This window comes from Polaromonas sp. YR568 (genome assembly GCF_943369675.1).
In the GTDB taxonomy this organism is placed as follows: Bacteria; Pseudomonadota; Gammaproteobacteria; order Burkholderiales; family Burkholderiaceae_C; genus Polaromonas.
The window spans coordinates 1-24,394 of record NZ_CALROB020000052.1 but is presented as its reverse complement, the minus strand read 5'-3'; the positions used below and the strand labels follow the sequence as shown (position 1 = coordinate 24,394).

21 protein-coding genes are annotated in these 24,394 nt (G+C 65.8%); 14 read left to right on the top strand and 7 right to left on the bottom strand.

Features of this window, described 5'->3' with window-relative positions; all coding sequences use genetic code 11:
* Positions 1–73 precede the first annotated feature (73 nt).
* From pstC to phoR, 6 genes are read left to right on the top strand one after another with little or no spacing between them, the layout of a single operon-like run.
* A complete protein-coding gene (pstC, locus tag ACLV8F_RS21385) occupies positions 74–1,039 on the top strand; it encodes a phosphate ABC transporter permease subunit PstC (protein ID WP_411886213.1) in 966 nt (321 codons plus the stop codon).
* Positions 1,036–1,896 carry a phosphate ABC transporter permease PstA gene (gene pstA / locus ACLV8F_RS21380; protein WP_411886212.1) on the top strand — a complete coding sequence of 287 codons (861 nt, stop codon included), beginning with the start codon at positions 1,036–1,038 and terminating at the stop codon, positions 1,894–1,896. The genes pstC and pstA overlap by 4 nt, the downstream gene beginning before the upstream one ends.
* A 46-nt stretch (positions 1,897–1,942) precedes the next feature.
* Positions 1,943–2,722: a phosphate ABC transporter ATP-binding protein PstB gene (gene pstB / locus ACLV8F_RS21375; RefSeq protein WP_411879882.1), complete on the top strand. Its 780-nt coding sequence runs from the start codon at positions 1,943–1,945 to the stop codon at positions 2,720–2,722.
* A gap of 20 nt (positions 2,723–2,742) precedes the next feature.
* Positions 2,743–3,444: a phosphate signaling complex protein PhoU gene (gene phoU, locus ACLV8F_RS21370; RefSeq protein WP_411879881.1), complete on the top strand. Its 702-nt coding sequence runs from the start codon at positions 2,743–2,745 to the stop codon at positions 3,442–3,444.
* A gap of 7 nt (positions 3,445–3,451) precedes the next feature.
* Positions 3,452–4,189, top strand: a complete 738-nt coding sequence (gene phoB / locus ACLV8F_RS21365) for a phosphate regulon transcriptional regulator PhoB (RefSeq protein WP_411886211.1) — start codon at positions 3,452–3,454, stop codon at positions 4,187–4,189.
* A complete protein-coding gene (gene phoR / locus ACLV8F_RS21360; protein ID WP_411886210.1) occupies positions 4,186–5,559 on the top strand; it encodes a phosphate regulon sensor histidine kinase PhoR in 1,374 nt (457 codons plus the stop codon). The genes phoB and phoR overlap by 4 nt, the downstream gene beginning before the upstream one ends.
* Here phoR and ACLV8F_RS21355 read toward each other — a convergent pair.
* The 5 genes from ACLV8F_RS21355 to trxA form a co-directional block, all read right to left on the bottom strand.
* Complete coding sequence (locus tag ACLV8F_RS21355) at positions 5,547–6,911, bottom strand: MATE family efflux transporter (RefSeq protein WP_411886209.1); 1,365 nt, start codon at positions 6,909–6,911, stop codon at positions 5,547–5,549. The two genes, phoR and ACLV8F_RS21355, sit on opposite strands and share 13 nt — an antisense overlap.
* A complete protein-coding gene (locus ACLV8F_RS21350; RefSeq protein ID WP_411886208.1) occupies positions 6,908–8,689 on the bottom strand; it encodes a hypothetical protein in 1,782 nt (593 codons plus the stop codon). The genes ACLV8F_RS21355 and ACLV8F_RS21350 overlap by 4 nt, the downstream gene beginning before the upstream one ends.
* Positions 8,690–8,869: 180 nt before the next feature.
* Positions 8,870–9,157 carry a type B 50S ribosomal protein L31 gene (locus tag ACLV8F_RS21345; protein WP_411879876.1) on the bottom strand — a complete coding sequence of 96 codons (288 nt, stop codon included), beginning with the start codon at positions 9,155–9,157 and terminating at the stop codon, positions 8,870–8,872.
* 300 nt (positions 9,158–9,457) lie between these two features.
* Positions 9,458–10,720, bottom strand: coding sequence for a transcription termination factor Rho (rho, locus tag ACLV8F_RS21340; protein ID WP_348050341.1), 1,263 nt, complete (start codon positions 10,718–10,720; stop codon positions 9,458–9,460).
* A 255-nt stretch (positions 10,721–10,975) separates the two neighbouring features.
* Positions 10,976–11,308: a thioredoxin TrxA gene (gene trxA, locus ACLV8F_RS21335; RefSeq protein WP_007875124.1), complete on the bottom strand. Its 333-nt coding sequence runs from the start codon at positions 11,306–11,308 to the stop codon at positions 10,976–10,978.
* 181 nt (positions 11,309–11,489) lie between these two features.
* Here trxA and ACLV8F_RS21330 point away from each other — a divergent pair, with 181 nt between their 5' ends.
* From ACLV8F_RS21330 to ACLV8F_RS21320, 3 genes are all read left to right on the top strand, one after another.
* A complete protein-coding gene (locus tag ACLV8F_RS21330) occupies positions 11,490–14,084 on the top strand; it encodes a PD-(D/E)XK nuclease family protein (protein WP_411886207.1) in 2,595 nt (864 codons plus the stop codon).
* A complete protein-coding gene (locus ACLV8F_RS21325) occupies positions 14,081–17,380 on the top strand; it encodes a UvrD-helicase domain-containing protein (protein WP_411886206.1) in 3,300 nt (1,099 codons plus the stop codon). The genes ACLV8F_RS21330 and ACLV8F_RS21325 overlap by 4 nt, the downstream gene beginning before the upstream one ends.
* Before the next feature lie 66 nt (positions 17,381–17,446).
* On the top strand, positions 17,447–18,079 hold the full coding sequence (locus ACLV8F_RS21320) for a hypothetical protein (RefSeq protein ID WP_411886205.1): 633 nt from the start codon (positions 17,447–17,449) through the stop codon (positions 18,077–18,079).
* An 86-nt stretch (positions 18,080–18,165) separates the two neighbouring features.
* Here the strand turns inward: ACLV8F_RS21320 and ACLV8F_RS21315 are convergent, their stop codons facing one another.
* A complete protein-coding gene (locus ACLV8F_RS21315) occupies positions 18,166–19,308 on the bottom strand; it encodes an ABC transporter substrate-binding protein (protein ID WP_411886204.1) in 1,143 nt (380 codons plus the stop codon).
* Positions 19,309–19,747: 439 nt separating this feature from the next.
* Here ACLV8F_RS21315 and ACLV8F_RS21310 point away from each other — a divergent pair, with 439 nt between their 5' ends.
* The 5 genes from ACLV8F_RS21310 to ACLV8F_RS21290 all read left to right on the top strand — a co-directional run bounded on the left by ACLV8F_RS21310 (position 19,748) and on the right by ACLV8F_RS21290 (position 23,861).
* Complete coding sequence (locus tag ACLV8F_RS21310) at positions 19,748–21,139, top strand: TIGR03862 family flavoprotein (RefSeq protein WP_411886203.1); 1,392 nt, start codon at positions 19,748–19,750, stop codon at positions 21,137–21,139.
* A 30-nt stretch (positions 21,140–21,169) separates the two neighbouring features.
* On the top strand, positions 21,170–21,451 hold the full coding sequence (locus ACLV8F_RS21305) for a hypothetical protein (protein WP_411886202.1): 282 nt from the start codon (positions 21,170–21,172) through the stop codon (positions 21,449–21,451).
* A gap of 160 nt (positions 21,452–21,611) precedes the next feature.
* Positions 21,612–22,328: a Crp/Fnr family transcriptional regulator gene (locus ACLV8F_RS21300; RefSeq protein WP_411886224.1), complete on the top strand. Its 717-nt coding sequence runs from the start codon at positions 21,612–21,614 to the stop codon at positions 22,326–22,328.
* Positions 22,329–22,476: 148 nt separating this feature from the next.
* Positions 22,477–23,169, top strand: coding sequence for a Crp/Fnr family transcriptional regulator (locus tag ACLV8F_RS21295; protein ID WP_411886201.1), 693 nt, complete (start codon positions 22,477–22,479; stop codon positions 23,167–23,169).
* 191 nt (positions 23,170–23,360) lie between these two features.
* Positions 23,361–23,861: a hypothetical protein gene (locus ACLV8F_RS21290; protein WP_411886200.1), complete on the top strand. Its 501-nt coding sequence runs from the start codon at positions 23,361–23,363 to the stop codon at positions 23,859–23,861.
* A 33-nt stretch (positions 23,862–23,894) separates the two neighbouring features.
* Here the strand turns inward: ACLV8F_RS21290 and ACLV8F_RS21285 are convergent, their stop codons facing one another.
* Positions 23,895–24,164, bottom strand: coding sequence for a hypothetical protein (locus ACLV8F_RS21285; protein WP_411886199.1), 270 nt, complete (start codon positions 24,162–24,164; stop codon positions 23,895–23,897).
* Between the last annotated feature and the right edge of the window lie 230 nt (positions 24,165–24,394).

Here is a 24,394-nt window from a genome sequence, read left to right as displayed (position 1 = left end):
TTCCCACGTGTCCTCTACACTTCCGGCTAGCCGGGCCGCTTTTGACCACCCGGCCAAAGCGACCGGACGCGATATGACCAATCCTCCCCCTGGCAATGCCGTGCGCAGAAGCCCCTTGGCGGACCGGCTTTTCGGCTGGGCTGCGCAGGGCGCGGCCTGGCTGACGCTGGCCTTGCTGGCCGGCATCCTGGTATCCCTGGTGATAGGGGCCTGGCCCGCCATCAGCAAATACGGCCTCGGTTTTCTGACCAGCAGCGTGTGGGACCCCGTCAAGGGCGAGTACGGCGGCCTAGTCATGATTTACGGCACCATCGCCACCTCGCTGATCGCGCTGGTCATCGCGGTGCCGGTGAGCTTCGGCATCGCGCTGTTCCTGACCGAGCTGTCGCCCGCATGGCTTAAAAGGCCGCTGGGCACGGCCATCGAACTGCTTGCCGCCGTTCCGTCCATCGTCTACGGCATGTGGGGTTTGCTGGTGTTCGGGCCTATCCTGGCCACCTACGTCCAGCAGCCCTTGCAAAGCCTTTTCAGCGGCGTGCCTTACCTGGGCGCGCTGGTGTCCGGCCCTCCCGTGGGCATCGGCATTTTGTCGGCCGGCATCATCCTGGCCATCATGATCATTCCCTTCATCGCTTCGGTGATGCGGGACGTGTTTGAAGTGACGCCGGTGCTGCTCAAGGAGTCGGCTTACGGCCTGGGCTCCACCACCTGGGAAGTCGTTTCCAAAGTCGTGCTGCCTTACACCAAAGCCGGTGTGGTCGGCGGCATCATGCTGGGACTGGGTCGCGCGCTGGGCGAGACCATGGCGGTCACCTTCGTCATCGGCAATTTCAACCAGCTCGACTCGCTGAGCCTGTTCCAGGCTGCCAACAGCATCACGTCGGCGCTGGCCAACGAGTTCGCCGAAGCGGGCGAAGGCCTGCACCAGGCGGCTCTGATCTATCTGGGCCTGGTGCTGTTCTTCATCACCTTTGTCGTGCTGTCGCTGTCCAAGCTGTTGCTGGCCCAACTGCGGAAAAGTGAAGGGGTGAAAACATGAGCACCGTAGCGGACAATGCGCGCCTGGCCAAGTTCGCCCGGCGCAAGCGGGTGAACGGGATCGCGCTGGTCCTCTCCCTGGCGGCCATGTCCTTCGGCCTGTTCTGGCTGGCATGGATTCTGTGGGAAACGATTCGCCTGGGCGTGGGTGGGCTCTCATGGGCCACGCTGACCCAGATGACGCCGGCGCCGAATGAAGAGGGCGGTATCGCGAACGCGATTTACGGCTCCTTCCTGATGGTGCTGCTGGCCACCTTTGTCGGCACGCCTATCGGCATCATGGCCGGCATCTACCTGGCCGAATACAACACCAAGGGCATGCTGGCTTCGGTGACGCGCTTCGTCAACGACATCCTGCTGTCGGCGCCATCCATCGTGATCGGCCTGTTCGTCTACACCGTTGTCGTGTCGCAGTTCAAGTCCTATTCGGGTTGGGCTGGCGTGCTGGCGCTCGCGCTGATCGTGATTCCCGTGGTCATCCGCACCACGGAGAACATGCTGCAGCTGGTGCCGCCGGGCCTGCGGGAAGCCGCTTACGCCCTGGGCGCGCCGAAGTGGAAGGTCATCACCAGCATCACGCTGCGTGCGGCCCGTGCCGGCGTCACAACCGGCATCCTGCTGGCGGTTGCGCGGATTGCCGGTGAAACGGCGCCGCTGCTGTTCACGGCGCTGAACAACCAGTTCTGGACTTCGGACCTGAACCAGCCCATGGCCAGCCTGCCCGTGACGATCTTCAAGTTTGCCCTGAGCCCCTATGAGAACTGGCAGCAACTGGCATGGGCGGGCGTGTTCCTGATCACCATGGCCGTGCTTGGCCTGAACATCCTGGCGCGCGTTCTGACACGCGCCAAAAACTGACCGGCTGATGCTTAGCCCTAGCCCACACCTCAATACAAGGTCACAGATGGACACCCTTACCGCACAACGCGAACAATCGAAAATATCGGTCAAGAACCTCGACTTCTATTACGGCAAGTTCCACGCCCTCAAAAGCATCAACCTGGAAATTCCCGAAAAGAAGGTCACGGCTTTCATCGGCCCATCGGGCTGCGGCAAGTCCACGCTGCTGCGCATCTTCAACCGCATGTATGAGCTTTACCCCGAGCAGCGCGCCGAAGGCGAAATCATGTTCGACGGCGAGAACCTGCTGACGTCCAAAAAAGACGTGGCGCTGATCCGCTCCAAGGTCGGCATGGTGTTCCAGAAGCCGACGCCGTTCCCGATGTCGATCTACGACAACATCGCTTTCGGCGTGAAGCTGTTCGAAAGCCTGAACGCCTCGGACATGGACGAGCGCGTGGAATGGGCGCTGCGCAAGGCCGCGCTGTGGACCGAAGTCAAGGACAAGCTGAACCAGAGCGGCTCCAGCCTCTCCGGCGGCCAGCAGCAGCGCCTGTGCATTGCCCGCGGCATCGCCATCAAGCCGGAGGTGCTGCTGCTCGACGAGCCCTGCTCGGCACTCGACCCGATCTCGACCGCCAAAGTGGAAGAACTGATCGCCGAACTGAAGAACGACTACACGGTGGTCATCGTGACGCACAACATGCAGCAGGCCGCCCGTTGCAGCGACTACACGGCGTATATGTATCTGGGCGACCTGGTTGAATTCGGCGCCACCGAAGACCTGTTCTTCAAGCCAAAACGCAAAGAGACCGAAGACTACATCACCGGCCGTTTCGGCTGAATACGGACTGAGGAACACACATGCCTGATAAACACCTATCGACCCAGTTTGACAGCGAACTCAACGGCGTATCCTCGCGCGTCATGGAACTCGGCGGCCTCGTCGAGTCGCAGATCCGCCTGGCCATCTATGCGCTGTCCCAGTTCAGCGCCGAAAGCGCCAACCAGGTCATCGAAACCGAATCGCGCGTCAATGCGATGGAAATCGACATCGACCGCGAGCTGTCCTCCATCATTGCGCGGCGCCAGCCCACGGCCCGCGACCTGCGCCTGCTGATAGCGATTTCCAAGACCACGGCCAACCTGGAGCGCGCCGGCGACGAAGCCGAGAAGATCGCGCGCATGGTCAAGTCCATCATCGAAAGCGGCTCGGCCCGGGCCCTGCCTTCGTCCGACCTGCGCATCGCGGCGGAGCTGGCCTCCGGCCTGCTGCGCAAGGCGCTGGATGCGTTTGCCCGGCTGGACACCGCGGTGGCGGTTTCCATCCTCAAGGAAGACGACCAGATCGACCAGGAATTCGACGGCTTTGTGCGCAAGCTCATCACGTACATGATGGAAGACCCGCGCACGATTTCGCCGAGCCTGGACCTGTTGTTCGTGGCCAAGGCCATAGAGCGCGTGGGCGACCATGCCAAGAACATCGCGGAGTTCATCATCTACATCGTCAAGGGCGCCGACGTGCGGCACACCCCGATGGAGCAGATCGAGTCTGCAGTAAAGTAAAGACGGAATGAAACACCTGCCACGCATACTGATTGTTGAAGACGAGCCGGCCATTGCCGAGCTGATTGCCGTCAACCTGCGGCATGGCGGCTTCGATCCCGTGGTGGCGGAAGACAGCGTGTCGGCCCAGCGCGAGCTCGACGCCGTGCTGCCCGACGCCATCCTGCTCGACTGGATGCTGCCGGGGCAGAGCGGCCTCGCCCTGGCGCGCCACTGGCGCAAGCAGGCGCGCACCAAGAGCATTCCCATCCTCATGCTGACGGCTCGCGGTGATGAGCCTGACAAGGTGGCCGGGCTGGACGCCGGCGCCGACGACTACATCACCAAGCCGTTTTCAACCCAGGAACTGCTGGCGCGCATACGCGCCGTGCTGCGCCGCCGCGCACCCGAGTCGGTGAACGACAGCGTGGCCGTGGGCGCGCTGGTCCTCGATGCCGCCACGCACCGCATTTCCTACCAGGGCCAGGAACTCAAACTGGGCCCCACCGAGTTCAAGCTGCTGCACTACCTGATGAAGCACGCCGAACGCGTGCACAGCCGCAGTTCCCTGCTCGACAAGGTGTGGGGCGACCACGTCTTCATTGAAGAGCGCACGGTCGACGTCCACGTCAAACGCCTGCGCGAAGCGCTGGGCACGGCGGGCACCATGGTGGAAACCGTTCGCGGCGCCGGCTACCGCCTGACCGCGATGGCCGCCAACAACCCGGTGGTTGCCGCGGTATCCGGCGCACAATCCAGCGCATGATCAACCGCTGGATTATTTTCGCCGCCTGCATGATTGTCGGCGGCGGTTTGGGCTTTTGGGAGCGCACCGTCAACGGCCTCAGCTTCGGGCTGGGCATAGGCCTGGCCGTGGGGGCGCTGGTCTGGCTGGTGATCGACAGCTTCTTCATCAACCGCCTGCTGCGCTGGCTGCGCACCGAACAAAACAATGAAACCCCGGCCGTGATGGCCGGCACGGCCCCCAGCCTGCCCGGCGTGTGGGGCGAGGTCGCCGACCGGACCCGGCGGCTGCTGAAAAACCGCGACCAGCAATACCAGGAAAGCCAGGCCCGCCTCGACGAATTCCTGGCGGCCATGCAGGCCTCGCCGAGCGGCGTGGTGCTGCTCGACGCGCAAGGCCGCATCGAATGGTGCAACCAGATGGCCAGCCAGCATTTCGGCTTCGACGCCCAGCGCGATGTGCTGCAGCACATCGCCAACCTGGTGCGCGACCCGGCCTTCAAGGCTTATATGGCTGCGGGTAACTTCAAGCACGACGTGGTGATCCCGGGCAGTGCCAGCACGCCGGCGCGCCCGGTGAAGCTGTCGGTGCATGTTCATTCCTACGGCAAGGACCGCAAGCTGCTGCTGTCGCGCGACATCACGGCCGTGGAACTGGCCGAGGCCATGCGCCGCGATTTTGTGGCCAATGTGTCGCATGAGATACGCACCCCGCTGACGGTGCTGTCGGGGTTTATCGAAACCCTGCAAACCCTGCCGCTCAAGGAGCCGGAGCGCGCCCGTTACCTGGCGCTGATGTCGCAGCAATCGCAGCGCATGCAGACGCTGGTCAATGACCTGCTGACCTTGTCGCGCCTTGAAGGCAGCCCTTTCCCGGGCGCCAGCGACTGGATGACATTGAGTGCCTTGCTTGCCCAGTGCGAGCAGGAGGCCAGGGCGCTGTCCGCAGTACTCGCGCCGCAGGGACACCGGCTGGAGTTTGATGCCGGACCGGCCTCGGAAATCGCTGGCGTGCAGACCGAGTTGTACAGCGCGATGTCCAACCTCGTGACCAACGCGGTGCGTTACACGCCCGAGGGCGGCCTGGTGCGCGTCAGCTGGACATTGCTGGAAGACGGGCGCGGGGAGTTCAAGGTCAAGGACACCGGCCCCGGCATTGCGCCCGAACACCTGCCGCGCCTGACGGAGCGCTTTTACCGCATAGACCGCAGCCGCTCACGCGAAACCGGTGGCACCGGCCTGGGCCTGGCCATCGTCAAGCATGTGGCCCAGCGCCACGGCGCGGAATTGAACATCCAGAGTGAACCCGGCCAGGGTTCGTGTTTTTCCATCGTCTTTCCGGCGGCGCGCGTGCGCCGGGTTCAGGCCGCCCAGCCTGCTCAGGCCACCTGAGTAGAGGGGGCCACCCGCAGGCTGCGCCTGACCGCGTGCCACAGCAATCCCAGAAGGCAAGCCGCCACCAACGCGATGGCCGCCGTGCTGGCCGCCCAGAAGCTGGCGGCCGATTGTGTGGCCGGATGGCCGGCGATGCCCTCATAAGCCATGCGGTAGCCGCCCAGCAGGCCCAGGCCCCAGAGCAGTACGCCGTAGAGCGCCAGCGGCATGATGGTGATGCGGTAGCAGCGCAGCAGGAACGCGGTCAGCGCCTGGGTCGCGTCGGCCACATGGTAGAAGGCCACCCACACCAGCAGCGAAGAGGCGAGGGCGACGATCTCGGGGTTGCCTGAATACCAGCCCGCCAGCAAAGGCCCCGCCACGGAGACAAAAGCCGCCAGCGTGACAGCCGCCAATCCGGTGAGCTTGAGCCCCAGCAGCACCACTCGTTTGGCGTAGTCCGGGCGCCCGGCGCCCATCCAGAACGAGACGCGCGCGCTGCAGGCAATCGCCATCGACAGCGGCATCATGTAGAGCACCGCCGCCACGCTGGCCGCAATCTGGTGGCTGGCCGACGCGACCGTGCCGAGCCGCGCGATGAAGAGAGCCATGAGAGTGAAAGAGGTGACCTCCACCAGGTAAGCCAGCCCGCCCGGGATGCCCAGCCGCGCGAAGTTGCCGATTTGCGACCAGTCGGGCTTTTCCATGCGCCGCCAGATGCGGTAAGGAAGGTACATGGCCTGCGTGCGCAGCATCAGCACAGCCGGCACCAGCAACAGGTAGTTCACGATCAGCGTGGCCCAGGCGCAGCCCACGGCGCCCATGGGTTCCACACCGGCGCCGCCTGTCACCAGCCAGATCGACAGCGGAATCTTGACCAGCAGGGCGCCGACCTGCAGCCAGGTGACCAGCAGCGGTTTGCCCAGCGACTGGTTGAAGGTGCTGTAGATGCGAAACAGCAGCGAGGGGGCGAATGCAAAGGCCAGCACCGCGAGGTAGTGCTGCACCTCGTCCCGCATCAGTTCGGGCACCTGGGCCCAGCGCAGCAGCGGGCCGGGAAACAGCATGGGGACCATGCCGGCCACGACGATAAAGCCGCAAAGATACATGCTTTGCCGCAGCGAGGTGCCCACCGCCTCGTGGCGCCGCGCGCCCAGCATCTCGGCCCATATGGGCAACAGCGCCTGCACGATGCCGATCAGCCCGACGTAGACGCTGACGTAAAGGGCCGAACCCACCGAGAGCGCCGCCAGCGCATCATCGCTGTAGCGGCCCGCGATCACGGTGTCGGCCACGCCGAAAGCCATGATGGCCAGTTGCCCGACCAGCACGGTGCCCGCGTGCCGGCTGATGACCTTGAGTTCGCTCAAGGCCTGGGTTTGCCGTTGGCGCGGCGCGAAGTGGCGGTTGGTTTGGCCGGGGCGTCGGAGCTGATGCGTTTGTAGAGCAGCACGTTCTCGGTCTTGTCCGTGGGCCGGCGCACCGTCGCCTGGAAGGCCCAGTCGGGCAGGTTGACGATGCTGCTGAGCGTGGGCTGCGCTTCGACGTCGACGATCAGGTAGGGGCAGCTGGCCTGCGGGCCGGCCTGGCGCAGTTCGAGCTGGCCGTGGTACTGCAGGGCGGCGGCCTGGGCGCTGCCTATGCCGTAAATTTCAACGCAGGCTTTTTTGTCGACCAGGCTGGCGATCTGGCGCGACAGGGGCGCGAAGCTGCGCGCGTAGTCGAGCAGCGGCAGCCACAGCGTCATCAGCAGCAGCCAGCACAAGGTTGCGCCACCGGCCGGCAACACCAGCGATTTCCACACGGCCGCGCGTTGCGCCCCGGCCCGCCATTTGACAAGCCAGGCCCAGGCCAGCGTTGCGGCCAGCGCCGCCAGGAACGCCAGCCAGGAAAAGCTGGGTTCAAAACCGGGCGCGAGCTTGGCGACGTTGGCGGCGGGCTGGCGCGGCACGCCGGTCTGCATGGCGATCCACACCACCCAGATGATGATGCCGCAGCCCGTGAAGAACAGCAGCGTGAACCAGTCGATCAGCGAGGCCACGCTGCGTTTGAGCGTGGGCAGCGCGAAGGCGGCCAGCGCGGCCAGCGGCGGCAGGCTCAGCAGCAGGCTGCGGTCGGAAGCCGTCGTGCTCAGCGTGGCGGCCACGGCCATGGCGGCAAACCACAGCGGCAGGGCGACGTGACGGCTGGCCAGCTGCCGGCGCCAGCGAAAAAGCGTCCACATCGCCAGCGGCCAGGCCGGCCAGGTGAACCACAGCAGCAGGCGCCCCAGGCTGCGCCAGTCTCTCCAGGCGGAGGCGTCGTCGCTGCCGGGCAGGTGAATGCGCCAGCGCCAGAGGTCCAGCCCATAGGCCAGCAGCGACACGCCCAGCGTGATGGCGGTGATCAGCAGCACCCAGTGCCAGGATTGCCGCTTGGCCGCGGGGTCCGAGCGGTCGGCGCCCCAGTGCATATGCATCCATTCCACCAGCGCACCGCCCACACCCAGCAGCAGGGCCAGCGTCGGCGCGCCGCTCAGGGCCAGCCCGGCCAGGCCGACCAGCAGGCCGAAGGCGGGACCCAGGATTTTGGTGGCAGGGCGGTAGGGGCTGGCCGCCATCGCGTAAAACGCCAGCGCCGTGAAGCCCAGCTGCGCCAGCGCCGGCGTGGTTTCGTGGGAGAGTTGCGCCAAGCCCAGGCTGGCGATCAGCGCCAGCAGGCCGGCGTCGGCAATCGCCCGGGCGTAGTCCACCGGGCTGGCTTCGCCGCCAAAGGCAAAGGCCACCGGCTGCGCCTGCGGGCTGCGCGCCAGGTAATAAACGGCATACCAGGTTGCCAGCAGGGTCAGCACCAGCAGCCCGATAAACGGCACGCGCACCGCCGCGGCCGGGTCCAGAAAGGGAAGCCACTTGATGGCAATCGCGCCCAGCCAGTAGGGCACCAGCGCGTCAAACTCGGTGGCCCGGCCCAGCAACTGCGGCTGCAGCCAATTGGCCAGCGTCGATGCGAGTTCGCGCATCACGCCGAAGGCTGCGATGTCCTCATTCTTCCAGGGGCCGCGCCCCAGAAAGCCCGGCAATACATAGGCTGCGCAGAACAGCCACAGAGCAAGCCGCGGCAGGCGGCGCACGGCGGACTGGGCGATGATGGCGGGGGAAGGTTTGTTCAAAACGGGTAAGTCGGCGAAAGGCGATGGGGGCGGGGATGGCCGTCAGTCCGGCATCCCGGGCCACCGGTGATTTTGCGTCAAACCGGACAGCCTGGTTTTGCGGCACCCGGCAAATTTTGCCGAAAAAAAAGCAGCCTGAAATTCAGGCTGCTTTTTGCAGGCTGGCGAAAGGTTCGCAGCTTACTTGGCAGCTTCGGGCGCAGCCTCTTTGGCGGCGGCGGTGGTTTTGCCGAAACGGTTGCGGAATTTCTCGACGCGGCCGCCCATGTTGTCCACGGATTTTTGCGTGCCGGTGTAGAAGGGGTGCGATTCGCTGGACGTATCGAGCTTGTACAGGGGCAGTTCGCGACCGTCGTCCATTTTCACCATTTCTTTGGTGTTCACGCAGGAGCGGGTGACGAACTTGAAGTTGTTGGACAGGTCCAGGAAACAAACTTCGCGGTAATTGGGGTGAATGCCTTCTTTCATGATCTTTCCTTATTCGTTGCGGGAGCCACACAAGCCAGTCCTGGGCACTTTCCGCTAAGCCTGACATTATAGCACCCCTGTCCAAGCTCACTGCGTGTAGCTTGTTCCCCCCTCAAGGGGGCGGCGCCTGGGGCCGGCAACGCGGGACCCGCGGCCCCCGCTGGTGAAATACCCGTCGGCTAGGCCACTGAGTTCTTAAACCCAGCATGAGCCGCGGGACTGGCTTCGCCAGACCGCAGGCGGGCGGCCCCCTGGGGGGGCAGGAAGCTACACGAAGTGAGCGACCGTGGGGGCCACGTTCTAGCCACCCCTTCTCATCATGTCGAAGAACTCGTGGTTGTTCTTCGTCGCTTTCATGTTCTTGAGCATGAGCTCCATAGACTCGATTTCGTCCATGTTGTACATGAACTGGCGCAAAATCCGCGATTTTTGCAGGATTTCGGGGGCCAGCAGCAGTTCTTCCTTGCGGGTGCCGCTGCGGTTGAGGTGAATCGCCGGGAACACGCGCTTTTCATACAGGCGGCGGTCCAGGTGGATTTCGCAGTTGCCGGTGCCCTTGAATTCTTCAAAGATCACTTCATCCATGCGGCTGCCGGTGTCGACCAGGGCGGTGCCGATGATGGTCAGGCTGCCGCCTTCTTCAATGTTGCGGGCCGCGCCGAAAAAGCGCTTGGGGCGTTGCAGCGCGTTGGCGTCCACGCCGCCGGTCAGCACCTTGCCGGAAGAGGGCAACACGTTGTTGTAGGCACGGGCCAGGCGGGTGATGGAGTCCAACAGGATGACCACGTCCTTGCCGAGTTCGACCAGGCGCTTGGCGCGCTCGATCACCATTTCAGCCACGTGCACGTGGCGCGCGGCCGGCTCGTCGAAGGTCGATGAAATCACTTCGCCGCGCACGCTGCGCTGCATTTCGGTCACTTCTTCAGGGCGCTCGTCCACCAGCAGCACCATCATGACCACTTCGGGGTAGTTGGCGGTGATGGCGTGGGCGATGTTCTGCATCATCACGGTCTTGCCGGACTTGGGCGGGGCCACCAGCAGGGCGCGCTGGCCCTTGCCGATGGGCGCGACGATGTCGATGATGCGGCTGGTCAGGTTCTCTTCGCCCTTGATGTCGCGCTCGAGCTTGAACTGCTCGCGCGGGAACAGCGGCGTCAGGTTCTCGAACATGACCTTGTGCTTGTTGTCCTCGGGCAGGCCGTCGTTGACCTTGTCGAGCTTGTTCAGGGCAAAGTAGCGCTCGCCATCCTTGGGGGTGCGCACTTCGCCTTCAATCATGTCGCCGGTGTGCAGGTTGAAGCGGCGGATCTGGCTGGGGCTGATGTAGATGTCGTCGGTGGACGCGGTGTAGCTCGAATCAGGGGCACGCAGAAAGCCGAATCCATCGGGAAGCACTTCCAGCACGCCGTCGGCCACGATGGTCTCGCCGGTTTTTGCACGTTTTTTGATGATGGCGAACATCAGCTCCTGCTTGCGCATACGGCCGACGTTTTCGATCTCAAGGGCTTCGGCCTGCTTGAGGACTTCAGACACGTGCAGTGCCTTGAGTTCGTTTAAGTGCATGGAGTTACTCCTTGCGGAGTTCATTGATGGAAACGGGGGAGGTTTGAAAAGAAGCCGCAGAAGTTGGCTTACAAACCGGGAACTCGAACCGGGCGGCGAGGGCCAACCGGTGAATAAGGCACATTATGACAGGAAATTCATGCGGGAAATCACGGCTTGGGAGCGGCTGTTTTCCGCCGCCCGGCCGAAGGCCGGAGGGGAGTTGCGGCTGTCGGGAAGCGGCGTAGCCGTACTTCCCGATCAGCGCATCAAGGTTCAGGCCAGTTGCTGGTCGATGAACGCGGTCAATTGGGCCTTGCTCATGGCGCCGACCTTGGTGGCGGCCAGCTGGCCGTCCTTGAACAGCATCAGCGTGGGGATGCCGCGAATGCCGAACTTGGCGGGGATGTCGCGGTTTTCGTCCACGTTCATCTTGGCGATCTGCAGCTTGCCGTCGTAGCCGGTCGCCACTTCGTCAAGAATCGGAGCGATCATCTTGCACGGACCGCACCATTCGGCCCAGTAATCCACCAGCACGGGCTTGGAGGATTGCAGCACGTCGGCTTCGAAGGTGGCATCGGTGGTATGTTTGATCAGTTCGCTCGCCATGGCGGCTCCTTTGTCTGGTTAGGATGGTTACGATACGGTGCAGGGCTAAAGTTGCAGTCATTGTGGCAGAAAGCAAGTGGCGGGGTCGGGCGGGCAGGGGCTATCACCCTGATAGCCGCCCGTTCAATCCGCACGCGGCCCGCCCTCAACCGTCCCCTGTTGCCCGCCGCCAAACTCACTCATGCCACCAGCCCACACCGCCGACGCCGACGTTTCGCCTGATGCGCTGTGCTGGCGGCAGGCCATGGCCAGGCTGGCCGGCGCGATTGAAGCGCGGGGCGTTCATCCGGCCGAATGCGTGGTGCTGCTGCCCTATGCCCAGTTGATCCAGCAGGCGCGCCAGGCCTGGGCCGCACAGGCAGGTGACACCTTTTTTGTCCCGCGCTTTGAAACCACCATGAACTGGGCCGGCGGCCTGGGCGGTACCTTGGGCCTGTTCACGCCCTCGGGCGACGATCTGCGCATGGATGTCGCGGTCGACATGCTGACCGCCGCTTCGCTCCTGGGACGCGCCGGCCTGGGCAACCAGCAGGACGCGCTGGCCGGCCGGCTCGTCGAAGCCGCCTGGAGCCTGGCCGGCGTGGCCGCCGCCGTCATGCCGGCCAGGCGCCGCGCATGGAGCGAAGGGCTGGCGCTGACCCTGGGCGCGGGCCTGGATTCACCGGTGCTGGCGCTCGAAGCCGCCGTGGGCCGCATCGCGCTGGCCTGGGCCGCGGCCTCGGCCTATCCGACGGACCGCCTGTTCCAGGCCAAACCCCTGCTGTTCGCCGTGCTTGAAGGCTTCCAGGCCGACCCGCTGACCGAAGCGCTCAAAACCCATTTCGGCGAACAGTCCCTGTCCATTCCGCTGTGCGTTCCGTTTGACGCCTCTGCGCCGCCGGCGCTGCACGCCGCGCAGGATGCCGAAGACGAGGCCGGCCGCGCCGCCGCCTGCGTGCTGGCCCACCTGGCCCAGGGGCGCAGCCCGGTCGCGCTGATTGCGCAGGACCGCCAGCTCACGCGCCGCGTCGGCGCCATGCTGGCCGAGCGCGGCATCGCCATGCGCGATGAAACCGGCTGGAAGCTCTCCACCACACGCGCCGCCGCCGGCTTGATGAGCCTGCTGCGCGCCTTGCCCTGGGATGCGTCGACCGACGCCGTGCTCGACTGGCTCAAGAATGCGCCGGCTTTTGAAAGCATGCTGGTGACGGCCGCCGAAACCGAACTGCGCCGCGTCGGCGTGCGCGCCTGGCGCGACCTGCCGGCCTTCGCGGCTGAAGACATCGTGCCGCCGGCCTTTATGGCCACGCAGCCGCTGGCCCTGCAGGCCAGCGCGCTGCGCGCACCCCTGGCCCGCGCCCGCCCGCTCGCGGTGTGGCTGCGCGACCTGCGCGCCGCGCTGCAGGCGGCCGGGCAGTGGGACGCGCTGGCGCAGGACGAGGCCGGCCAGGCCGTGCTCGAGGTGCTGCGCCTGCATGAGGGCGCCGAAGCCGAGTTCGAAGCTTCGCCTGTCATGCGGCTCAACGACTTCACGCAGTGGGCCAACCAGGCGCTGGAAGGCGGCAAGTTCGCGCCGCCGCACCCGCCGGCCGAGCAGGTCGTGATCCTGCCGCTGCCGCAATTGCTGGGCCGGCCCATGCGCGCCGTGGTGCTGCCCGGCTGCGATGAAATCCGCCTGCCGGTGTCGCCCGAACCGGCCGGCCCCTGGACACCGTCCCAGCGCGAACTGCTGGGCCTGCCCTCGCGCGAGACCCTGGCCGCCGCGGCCCGCCAGGCCTGGCACTATGCCTTGCAGGCGCCCCAGGTGGACGTGCTCTGGCGCACCAGCGAGTCGGGCGAACACCTGATTCCCAGCGGCTTTGTGCAGGAACTGCTGCTGGCGCAGGACGAGATGCAAAGCGAGGCGCCGCTCGCCGCCGACCCGCGCAGCCTGCGCGCCGTGGACATCGCACCCACGCCGCACCCCTTTCCGACGGGCGAGGCCTTGCCGCTCACGCGCCTCTCGGCCAGCGCCTATGAAGACCTGCGCCGCTGCCCCTACCGCTTCTTCGCGCTGCGCCAGCTCAAGCTGCAGGAGCCCGAAGAACTCGAAAGCGAACTCGGAAAGCGCGACTTCGGCAACTGGCTGCACGGCCTGCTGCGGCATTTCCATGAAGCGCTGAAGGCGCAGCCCACCGATGACCTGGGCACGCGCGTCGCCATGATGAACGCGGCGGCCGACCGCGCCGCACAGGAACTGGCGCTCACCGAAAGCGAGTTCCTGCCCTTTGCCGCCGCCTGGCCCGGCGTGCGCGAGGGCTACCTCGAATGGCTGGCCGGGCACGAAGCCACCGGCGCCACCTTTGACGAAGCCGAGGTCTGGCGCGAAATGCCGCTGGGTGAACTCACGCTGCTCGGCAAGCTGGACCGGATAGACCGCCAGCCCGACGGCCACGCGCTGTTGATCGACTACAAGACCGAGCCGCGCGCGACCACGGCCGAACGCATCAAGAACGGCCAGGAAGACACCCAGCTCGCTTTCTACGCCACACTCATGAGCGACGACACGCTGGCCGCGGCCTACGTCAACCTCGGCGAAAAAGAACCGACCAAAACCTATGAGCAGGCCGAGATCGTCGGCCTGCGCGATGAGCTCATCGACAGCATCCTGACCGACATGGCGCGCATCGCGCGCGGTGCCGTTTTGCCGGCGCTGGGCGAAGGCAAGGCCTGCGACTATTGCGCCGCCCGAGGACTCTGCCGCAAGGACTTCTGGAGCCTGGACGAGGAAGCCACAGCCGGGGAGGAAGGCGCATGACACCGCAGGCCAACACCTTGATCGCCCACACCGCCGCCTACGAATGCAACGGCGAGCCGGTCTCGGCCGAGGCGTTTTACGCGATTGCCTGCGACCCGCGCCGCAGCGTCGCGGTCGAGGCCTGCGCCGGCGCCGGCAAGACCTGGATGCTGGTGTCGCGCATCGTGCGCGCCCTGCTGGACGGCGCCACGGCCGCGCCCGGGCAGCAGGTCTTGCCGCATGAGATCCTGGCCATCACCTTCACCAAAAAAGCCGCCGGCGAAATGCGCGAGCGCCTGGACGACTGGCTCAAGGCCTTTGCCCATGCCGACGATACGACGCTGCAGCGCGAGCTTGAAATGCGCGGCGTGCAAGTCGACATCAGCGCCAAAGGCCTGAACGCCGCAGCGCAGGTGCGGGAGCAACTGTCCAACCTCTACCGCTCCATCCTCGCCAGCGGCCGTTCGGTGCAAATACGCACCTTCCACAGCTGGTTCGCAGCCTTGCTGCGCAGCGCGCCGGTGGCGGTGCTGCAGCGGCTGGAGCTGCCCGTCAACTACGAGCTGCTGGAAGACGACGCGCCCGCGCGCGCGCTGGTCTGGCGGCGTTTTTATGCGGCGGTCGCGGCCGATGCGGCGCTCAAGGCCGACTTCGAGTCCGTGGTGCTGGCGTACGGGCGGTTCCAGACCGACAAGGCCCTGCAGGCCGCGCTCGACAAACGCACCGAATTCACGCTGGCCGATGAGAAGGATGTGATCGCCGCCTCGGTGCAGCCTTTCGCCGCGCAATTCACCGAATTCGGCGGCATGGACGAGCCCGAAGAGCTGCTCAGCACCAACCGCTTTCACCGGCAGGCCTTGAGGGACGCCGCCCTCGCGTTGGGCCGCGCCAGCGCGCCGACTTTTTCAGCCAAAGGTGTCGAACTCGAAAAGGCGCTGACGGCGGGCGACATCCCGGCGGCCATGGCGGCCCTGCTGACCGAGAAAGGCACGCCGCGCAAGTTCGGCGAAAAAATCGTCGGCATCGAACAGGTGCGCGTTGCCCAGGACCTGGTGCTGCGCGTGGCGGCCGCCCGCCAGCAGCACGACGCCTGGCAGTACCAGCAGCGCATGGCGCGCCTGACCCGCGTGCTGATCGCGCAGTTCACCGCGCTCAAGCGCGAACGCGGCTGGGTCGACATGAACGACGTCGAGCGCGCCGCGCTGCTGATGCTGGCCGACCCCGTGCTGTCGGGCTGGGTGCAGGAGCGGCTGGACGCGCGCATACGCCAACTGATGATCGATGAGTTCCAGGACACCAACCCGCTGCAGTGGCAGGCGCTGTATGCCTGGCTCATCGGTTATTCGGGCGCGGGCACGGCGCCCAGCGTGTTCCTGGTCGGCGACCCGAAACAAAGCATTTACCGCTTCCGCCGCGCCGAGCCGCAGGTGTTCCGCGCCGCGCAGGCTTTTGTGGTGCATGGCCTGGGCGGGGATTTGCTGAGTTGCGACCACACGCGTCGCAACGCCGAGGCGGTCATAGACACCGTCAACGCCGCCATGGCCACGGCGCGCGAGGCCGACGGTTATGACGGTTTTCGCGAGCACACCACGGCATCCGGCCTGGCCGGCGCCGTGGGCCGGCTGCCGCCGGTTCCGCGCAACAAAGAGGAAGAAGAGGCCTCGCCGCTGGCCGCCGGCTGGCGCGACAGCCTGACCATGCCGCGCGAGCTGCCCGAAGAAACCCTGCGCACGCGCGAAGCGCGGCAGGCCGCCGCCTGGATATCGGAACAAATAGCAGGCGGGCTGCGGCCCCAGGACGTGATGGTGCTGTCGCGCAAACGCGCCGGCCTGCTGCCGCTGCAGGACGAGTTGCGCGCGCTGCACATTCCCGCGCAGGTCGGCGAAAAAACCGAACTCATCGACTGCTGCGAAGTGCTGGACATGGTGGCATTGCTCGACGTGCTGGTCTCGCCGCAGCATGATTTGTCGCTGGCGCGCGCGCTGCGCTCACCGCTCTTCAGCCTTGCCGACAAGGAGATGGTGCAACTGGCATTGCTGCAGCGCGAATACGGCGCGCCCTGGTACGAACTGCTGCAAAAAGAAGAACTGCTGACGCCAGAGCTGCAAGGCCTGGGCGAGATGCTCACGCGCTGGAAGGGCTGGCTGGACAGCTTGCCGCCGCACGACGCGCTGCAAGGCATTTATGACGACGGCGACGTGCTGGCGCGCTTTGGCGCCGCGGCGCCCACCGCGCAGCGCGGCGCGGTGCTGGCGAATTTGCGCGCGTTGCTGGGCGTGTCGCTGGAACTGGACGGCGGCCGCTACGCCACGCCTTATGGATTTGTGCGCGCCCTCAAGGCCGGCGGCACGCAGGCGCCGGCCACCGTCAGCAGTGAAGCCGTGCGCCTGCTGACGATCCACGGCGCCAAGGGCCTGGAGGCCGACGCCGTGCTGCTGCTGGACACCGACACCGTCGAGCGCAACGCCGACAGCATGGGCGTGCTGGTCGACTGGCCCGGCGAGGCGACCGAGCCGCGCAAGTTCGTTTTCCTCGTCAGTGAAAGCCGGCCGCCGGCCTGCGCCGCCGAGACCCTGGCCGCCGAGCAGGCCGCCCGCAAGCGCGAAGAACTCAACGCGCTCTATGTGGCGCTCACGCGCGCGCGCCGCACGCTGGTCATCTCGTCCATAGAGCCTTATCGCGCGACCACCGAAAGCTGGTGGCAGCGCCTGCAGGGGCTGCTGGGCGAACTGGCCGCGCCTGTGGCCGATGAAACCGCCGGCCTGCGGCCTGACGCGGCCGATGCCGGTGTGTTCTACCTCGCCGAATTGCCGGAAGTGCCTGAAAGCCTGATGCCCGAGCCACCCCCTGTGGAGCGGGTCGATGAGGATTCCCTGAAGGCGCGCATAGGCAAGGCCATGCACCGTTTGCTCGAATGGGGCGGCGCGCTCTTGCCCGAGCAGGTGAGAGCCGCTGCGCGCGAATTCCGCCTGAGCCCGGCGCAGGCCACCCAGTCGGCCGCGCTGGCCGGCCGCATCCTGGCGGGCGAGGGCGCCTGGGCCTGGCGCGCCGACGTGCTGGCCTGGCAGGGCAATGAAGTCGACCTGGTCTACGCCGGCCAGGCGCTGCGGCTGGACCGCCTGGTGCAGCGCAAGGACGCCGGCCATGAAGGCCACTGGTGGGTGCTCGACTACAAATCGGCCGTCGCCCCGCAGTTGCAGCCCGCGCTGGTCGCGCAGCTGCAGGCCTACCGCGCGGCAGTGCAGCGCATTTATCCGGGTGAGCCGGTGAAAGCGGCTTTTCTCACTGGGCAGGGAACTGTGGTGCTGGTGGATTGATCACACCGGCCTGTCCGGCGCACATTCCAGTCACCTTCCAATTACATGCCGGCTGAAAGGCACCCTATGTTCAAGTTCAAGTCCCTGACGCTCTCACTGGCCCTGCTGGCCGCCGTGCCCCTCGCGATGGCGCAGGCGCCCGCCAACCCCACGCTGCGCCTGCGCGCCACGATTGAAAAAGTCGACGCCACCAGCCTCACGGTGAGGGAGCGCGGCGGCGAAGTCATCACGCTGGTGCGGCCCGCCACCATGGACGTCGCGGAAGTTTTTCCGCTGGCGCTGGCCGACATCAAGCCCGGCAGCTACATCGGCACGGCCGCCATGCCGCAGGCCGACGGCAGCCAGCTGGCGCTTGAGGTGGTGGTGTTCCCCGAATCGGCGCGCGGCACCGGCGAAGGCCACCGCCCCTACGACTTGCTGCCCGACAGCACCATGACCAATGCCACCGTGGCAGATCTCGCGATGGCGCCCTCGACGGTGCCCGGCGGACAAAAACTCACGCTGCGCTACAAGGACGGCGAAAAAACCGTCATCGTGCCGCCCAATGCGCCCGTGGTGTCCTTCAAGCCCGCCAAAGCCGATGAAAGCGCCTTGCTGGTGCCCGGCGCAAAAGTCATGGTCACCGCGCAGGAGCGCGAAGGCAAGCCGACCGCGCTGCGCGTGATCGTCGGGCGCAACGGGTTTGCGCCGCCCATGTAAGGGATATGCGTTTTCCCGTCAGTCATCACCGTTCGCCCTGAGCCTGTCGAAGGGCTTCGACAGGCTCAGCCCGAACGGTGGGGTGATCAGGTCAACAAGCGGCCGTCAAAGCCCACCACGCCCACGTCGACAAAGGTGCTGCCCACGCGGTTGCCGTTGCCGTAGTTGACGCGCATGCCGCCCAGGTCGAAGTTGGTGATGCTGTCCAGCCCGTTGATCAGCGCTTCCCGCGTTGCTTTGCCTCCGGCGCGGCGCAGGCCTTCGGCCATGACCTTCGCATTGACATAGGCCTCCAGGCCGAACAGCGTGAAATCCTTCCAGCCGCTGGCCTGCATGTCGGACTGGTAGTTGCGCACCAGCGTGTTCTTGGCCGAGGCAGGCGAAGGCACGATGATCGCAAAACCCACGCCACGCGCGCGTTCGCCCATGGCCGTGATGTTCACCGCGCTGGCCGCGTTCGAGAGGCCGTAGACCGTGCTGGTGCCGCCCGCGTCGCGCAGGGCTTTCACGAACAGCGGCGCCACGCCCGACAGCACCATGATGACCACTTGCGGCTGCGCCTTGGCGATCGCCTTGGCTGCGGGTTCTACGTCCGTGCTGGTGTTGGTGGGCGTGGTGGCGATGATCACCGGCTCCAGCTTCACCTCGGCCATGACCTTCTGGAAGGACGCCAGGATGGACAGGCCCAGCGGGTCCTTGGGGTGCACGATGCCGATGCGCGTGGTGCCCAGCGTCACGGCGGTGTGGATCAGTTTTTCGATTTCGGCGTCGAAGGTCGCGCGCACCCAGAACACATTGGACGGGCTGTTCTTGCGCACGGCGGCGGCGCCGGCCACGGGGCCCACCACCGCGAAGTCGCGAATGCTTTCAACAATGGCCGCGCTTGGGCGCGTGCCCAGCGGGCTCAGGATGCCGAGGATGGAACTGTCGGCCTGGAAGGCCTGCGCATTGGCCTTGGCGAGGTCGGGCTTGAACTGGTCGTCGGCCGTGACAAGCTCGACCTTGGCGCCGTTGATGCCGCCGGTTTTGTTCAAGGCGTTGAAATAGGCCGTCGCGCCTTTCACCAGGTCGCCGCCAATCCCTTTTTCAAGGCCGGTCTGGTCCACCGTGGTGCCCAGGCGCAAGGTGCGGGACTGGGCCCAGGACGGCGCGGCGAAGACCGCTGCGGCCGTTCCGCATTGCTGGAGAAAACGCCGGCGGGCGGAGGTAAGGGCGGTCGGCTTGTTCAAACGGGTCTCCGGTAGGTATGCGCTATGCTGATGAGATAGTAAGTATGCTAATGGTAAGTACGCTTACAAATCCTAGCATGGCGCATACGGCGCTTTGGTTGAAAAAATGAAGTTCATCCAACAATTTTCAGTAACGACCCCAAGTTGTGGTTTTTCAGTAGGGCGTTGGTATTAAGAGTTTGTATTTGTCGCCATCATCTGTTGTAGCGAGGCAATACAGGCGTTGCGGCGCGACTTCCCGGCGTGGTTTTCGGCGCTCTCTGCATTCGGATTTCGCGGCGCGGTGCCGCCTTGCCTCACGCCTGTAATAATTGGCCCCTCTCGTTCCATGGAACAGCGTCTGCCCTTGACGCCTGCCGTTCGCCGCAGCGCGACCGTTTCCGCGCTTCCGGCCTTTTGTTTTCCTGCTTAACCTGTGACCGCTCCACGCGGAAATCCCTTGACTCCTGGCGCATCACCTCCTGAATCAACCCCCGCCGCCGCACTGCGCGTGGCCGTCATTGGCGGCGGGCCCGCCGGCCTGATGGCCGCCGAGGCTCTGGCCGCCGCCGGCGCGTCCGTGCGGGTGGAGGTCTACGACGCCATGCCTTCGGTGGGCCGCAAGTTTTTGCTGGCCGGCATAGGCGGCCTCAACCTCACGCATTCCGAACCGCCGCAGATTTTCACCAGCCGCTACGGTGAGCGCGCGCCGCAACTGCAACCCTTGATCGCTGCCTTCGGCCCGGCGGAACTGCGCGCCTGGGCCGAGGCCCTGGGCGTGGAGACCTTTATCGGCAGCTCGGGCCGCGTGTTTCCCAAAGACATGAAGGCCGCGCCCTTGCTGCGCGCCTGGCTGCAGCGCCTGCGCCATGCGGGCGTGAAGTTTTCCATGCGCCACCGCTGGCTGGGTTGGGCCGACGACGGCGCGCTGACCTTTTCAACGCCGGCCGGCGAAGTTCGGGTAGAGGCTGACGCCGTGGTGCTGGCCCTGGGCGGCGGCAGCTGGAAGCGACTGGGCTCCGACGGCGCCTGGGTGCCGCTGCTGGCCGCGCGCGGCGTGGCGCTGGCGCCGCTGCTGCCGGCCAACTGCGGCTTCGACGTCGCGGCCCGGCCCGACAGCCCCGCGCAATTGCAGGAAGCCGCCGCCGAGCCCGGCGAAACCCGCCGCGAATTTTTGCAGGAGCTCATAGGCAAAAGCCCGCAGCCCCACACCGGCTGGACCGAACACTTCGCCAGCCGCTTCGCCGGCCAGCCCTTCAAGTCCGTCGCCATCCATTTCACCGACTCGCGCGGCCGCAGCTTCAGCCGCAAGGGCGAATTCATCGCCACCGCCACCGGCGTGGAAGGCAGTCTTGTCTATGCCGCCTCCAGCTTGCTGCGCGACGAGATCGCCGCCCACGGCAGCGCCACCTTCATGCTCGATCTGCTGCCGGACAAATCGGCCGAACAAGTGTTGGTCGAGGTGCGCCATCCGCGCGGCTCGCGCTCGCTGTCCAGCCACCTCAAGAGCCGTTTGAACCTGGACGGCATCAAGGCCGCGATGCTCTACGAACTGCTGGGCAAGGACGCCATCGCCGATCCGGTGCGCCTGGCCGCCGGCATCAAGGCGCTGCCGGTGCGCGTGACGGCCGCGCGGCCCATCGACGAAGCCATCAGCACGGCGGGCGGCGTGATGTTTGAGGCCGTGAATTCACACATGCAGCTGCAGGCACTCAGCGGCCCCGGCCAGCCCGTGTTCTGCGCCGGCGAGATGCTGGACTGGGAGGCGCCGACCGGCGGCTACCTGCTGACCGCCTGCTTTGCCAGCGGCCGCGGCGCGGGGCAGGGCGTCATTGCGCACTTCGGCCTGTAGTACAAGCACTTTGAAAAAAGAGAGGACACCATGATTGTTCGTTTCCACATCGAACCGATGATGCAGGACGAGTACGAATACCGCGTGAGCTACGAAGGCGAAGACCTCTATGCAGACGCCGGCCTCGATAGCGTCGAAGCCTGCATCGTCGCCGCCACCGAAGGCCTGGGCCAGGACGCCATCGCGGCCGAAGTGGCCTACAAGGGCATCATCAGCGGCACTTATGCGCTGGCATCGCTGGCGCTGGCCTCCGCGCAGATCGCGCAGCATGCCTTGCAGACCACAGAGGCGATTGAAGAGGCCGCCCGGTAATCCCGGGTAGGCCAAAAAGCCTCACTGAGCCCTGAAACCGGTTTTTCTCCGTTTGTACGCTAGCGCACATACCGGACTGCCTTTACTGCCTATACTCCGAAGACGGTGCGAGACCTCTGCCAGAGGCCGACTCGAAGCCAGATCCGCCCGGAGTCCGCAAATCAGCCTTTCCCCCGACCCCAAAAAGAACGAACTGCTGGCCGCCTTGCCGCAAGCAGAGTGGCAGCGTTGGGCGCCGCAACTGGAGTGGGTCGACATGCCGCTGGGCCAGGTTCTGTATGAATCGGGCAGCACGCTGGACCATGTGTACTTTCCCGCCACGGCCATCGTCTCGCTGCTCTATGTGATGGAAAACGGCGCCTCCGCCGAAATCGCGGTGGTCGGCCACGAAGGCGTGGTCGGCATCTCGCTCTTCATGGGCGGTGAATCCACCACCAGCCGCGCCGTCGTGCAAAGTGCCGGCCAGGGCTTCCGGCTCAAGGCCGAAGTCATCAAGGAAGAATTCAAGCGCGCGCCGGTGCTGCACCTGCTGCTGCGCTACACCCAGGCCTTGATCACGCAGATGGCGCAGACGGCCGTGTGCAACCGCCACCACTCGCTGGACCAGCAGCTGTGCCGCTGGCTGCTGCTGAGCCTGGACAGGCTGCAGGGCAACGAACTCGTCATGACGCAGGAACTCATCGCCAACATGCTGGGCGTGCGCCGCGAGGGCGTTACCGAAGGCGCGCTCAAGCTGCAAAACCTCGGCTTCATCCGCTATTCGCGCGGACGCATCACCGTGCTGGACCGCCCGGGGCTGGAGCAGCGCACCTGCGAATGTTATGCCGTGGTCAAGAAGGAATACGACCGGCTGCTGCCCGAGACGCTTGCGGTCTAGGCGGCCGTTTGCGGGCTGTGATTGCAGGCACACGCTGGTGCACGCGGCGCGTCGTGCATACTGGGGCACCGAATTGAACTGACGACAGTAGCGCGGCCTCGTCCATGACCCGGCACATCCGGGAGCCCGCCTACACCGGAGAGCCATCTTGGCCCCTGTCGAAAACCACCTCATTGAGCTTCTCCCTCGCAAGGACCGCCTGCGCCTGCTCGCCCTCTGCGAGCCCGTTGAACTTGTACTGGCCCAAGTGCTGTGTGAGCCCGGCAAGCCCACACGCCACGTCTATTTTCCCGTCGACAGCTTTATCTCACTCGTGGCCCTGGTCGAAGGCAGCCCCGGTGTCGAAGTCGGCATGGTCGGCCGCGAAGGCATGCTGGGCGCGCAGCTGGCACTCGGCGTCGTCACCGCGCCGCTGCATGCGGTGGTGCAGGGCGCCGGCGCCTCCTGGCGCATAGGCACGCCCGCTTTCCGGCGCGAACTGGCGCGCAGCCTTCCGCTGCAGCGCGGCCTGGACCGTTATCTCTACGTTCTCATGGCCCAGCAGGCCGCCTCCGCCGCCTGCCTGCGCTTTCACCAGACCACCGAGCGGCTGGCTCGCTGGCTGCTGATGAGCCAGGACAGGGCCCACTCAGACCACTTCCACGTCACGCACGAATTCCTGGCCTACATGCTGGGCATGCGCCGCGTTGGCATCACCGCCGCCGCCAAGGCCCTGCAGCGCGGCGGCCTCATCGACTACCACCGCGGCGACGTGACCGTGCTGGACCGCCCCGGCCTGGAAGCCGCGACCTGCAGCTGTTACGCGACCGACCGCAAGACTTACGCCCAGTTGCTGCACTGACGGGGACATGCCGGCAAGCTGCGGGCGCCATGGTGAATATTTACCGCCCGCAGTGTGCGGCAGCGAACCGACGAAAGCCCCGGGCCCGCCTAAAAAGGGATAGATGGCGATGCCGTGAACTCCAGCCGGAGCCCGCAACGCCCGTCCCTTGCCGCAGCGCCATGCGGCACTCGCGAAGAACGAGGCTCACCATGATCCGACTGGCTTCCGCACCCGCCCCCAACCTCAAGCTGCTGGCGCGCTCCGCGCTGACCATGTTGAGTTCTTCGCGGCTCATGAAAGAATCCAACTGCCAGCTCCCCGCCACCAGCGCCGCCGCGCTGGACGTGCTGCGCGACTGGGCCAAGGGAAGCGCCGAGGGCCCCGACCGCGCTCATCCCGGCCCCATCCTGGAGCGGCAACTCGAAGCGCAGGCACCTGACCATCCGCTGGACATCGCGGTTGCGGACTGGGACATCCTGTTTCGTGCCGTCAAGATCAGGCTCATGCTCAGCGTCGGCGAAAAGCTCACCGCGTCAACGCCCCCGTCCCAGGCCGGCGAGGCCGCCGAGCTGGTTCGGTCCATCGTGCTCGAGTGTGTCGGTGCCTTGAACCAGCTGCACCAGGCGCTGACCCAGGAACGCGGGCGGCGCGACCCTTCGGCCACGCTGGCGCCCGGCGCGCAGGCCACCGAGCCGGCAGCCCTGGCGTAATTTCTCTTCCTGGTTTGTTGGCGCACCCGCCCGTCAGGCCGGCTTGGACGCGGCCGGCAAGAGCGCGGAGGCCCGAAAGCCCTCCAGGTGCGCGATGATCAAATCCGTCACCGCCATTCCATCCAGCGAACTCAGCGCAAAAAAAGCCACCGAATCGGCATGCCCTGCCTGCGGCGCGTATTGCTGCGACAGCACCTGCCGCAAATAACGCGCGCGCGGCTTGCTGTCCTGCACCTCATACTCCAGGGCATCGTCGGCAAGTCCCACTTGCAGCCCATGAAGCGGGCCCCCTATGCAGGTCATCAGCATGTTGTATGTTGTCTCCGTTCAGCCGACTGTATACGGATGGGGCGCTTGTGGCTACGGCTCTTTGGGATGTATCGCCTTTGCTGGCTGGGTAGTGGGGCAAACCTAGAATGGTTCTGGCAACGCAACGGCCGTAAGCTGTCTCCACCCTCACAGGGCAAGTCCGTCCAAGCCTTATCCAATGAAACCTTATTCCATACTCTTCGTCTGCATGGGCAACATCTGCC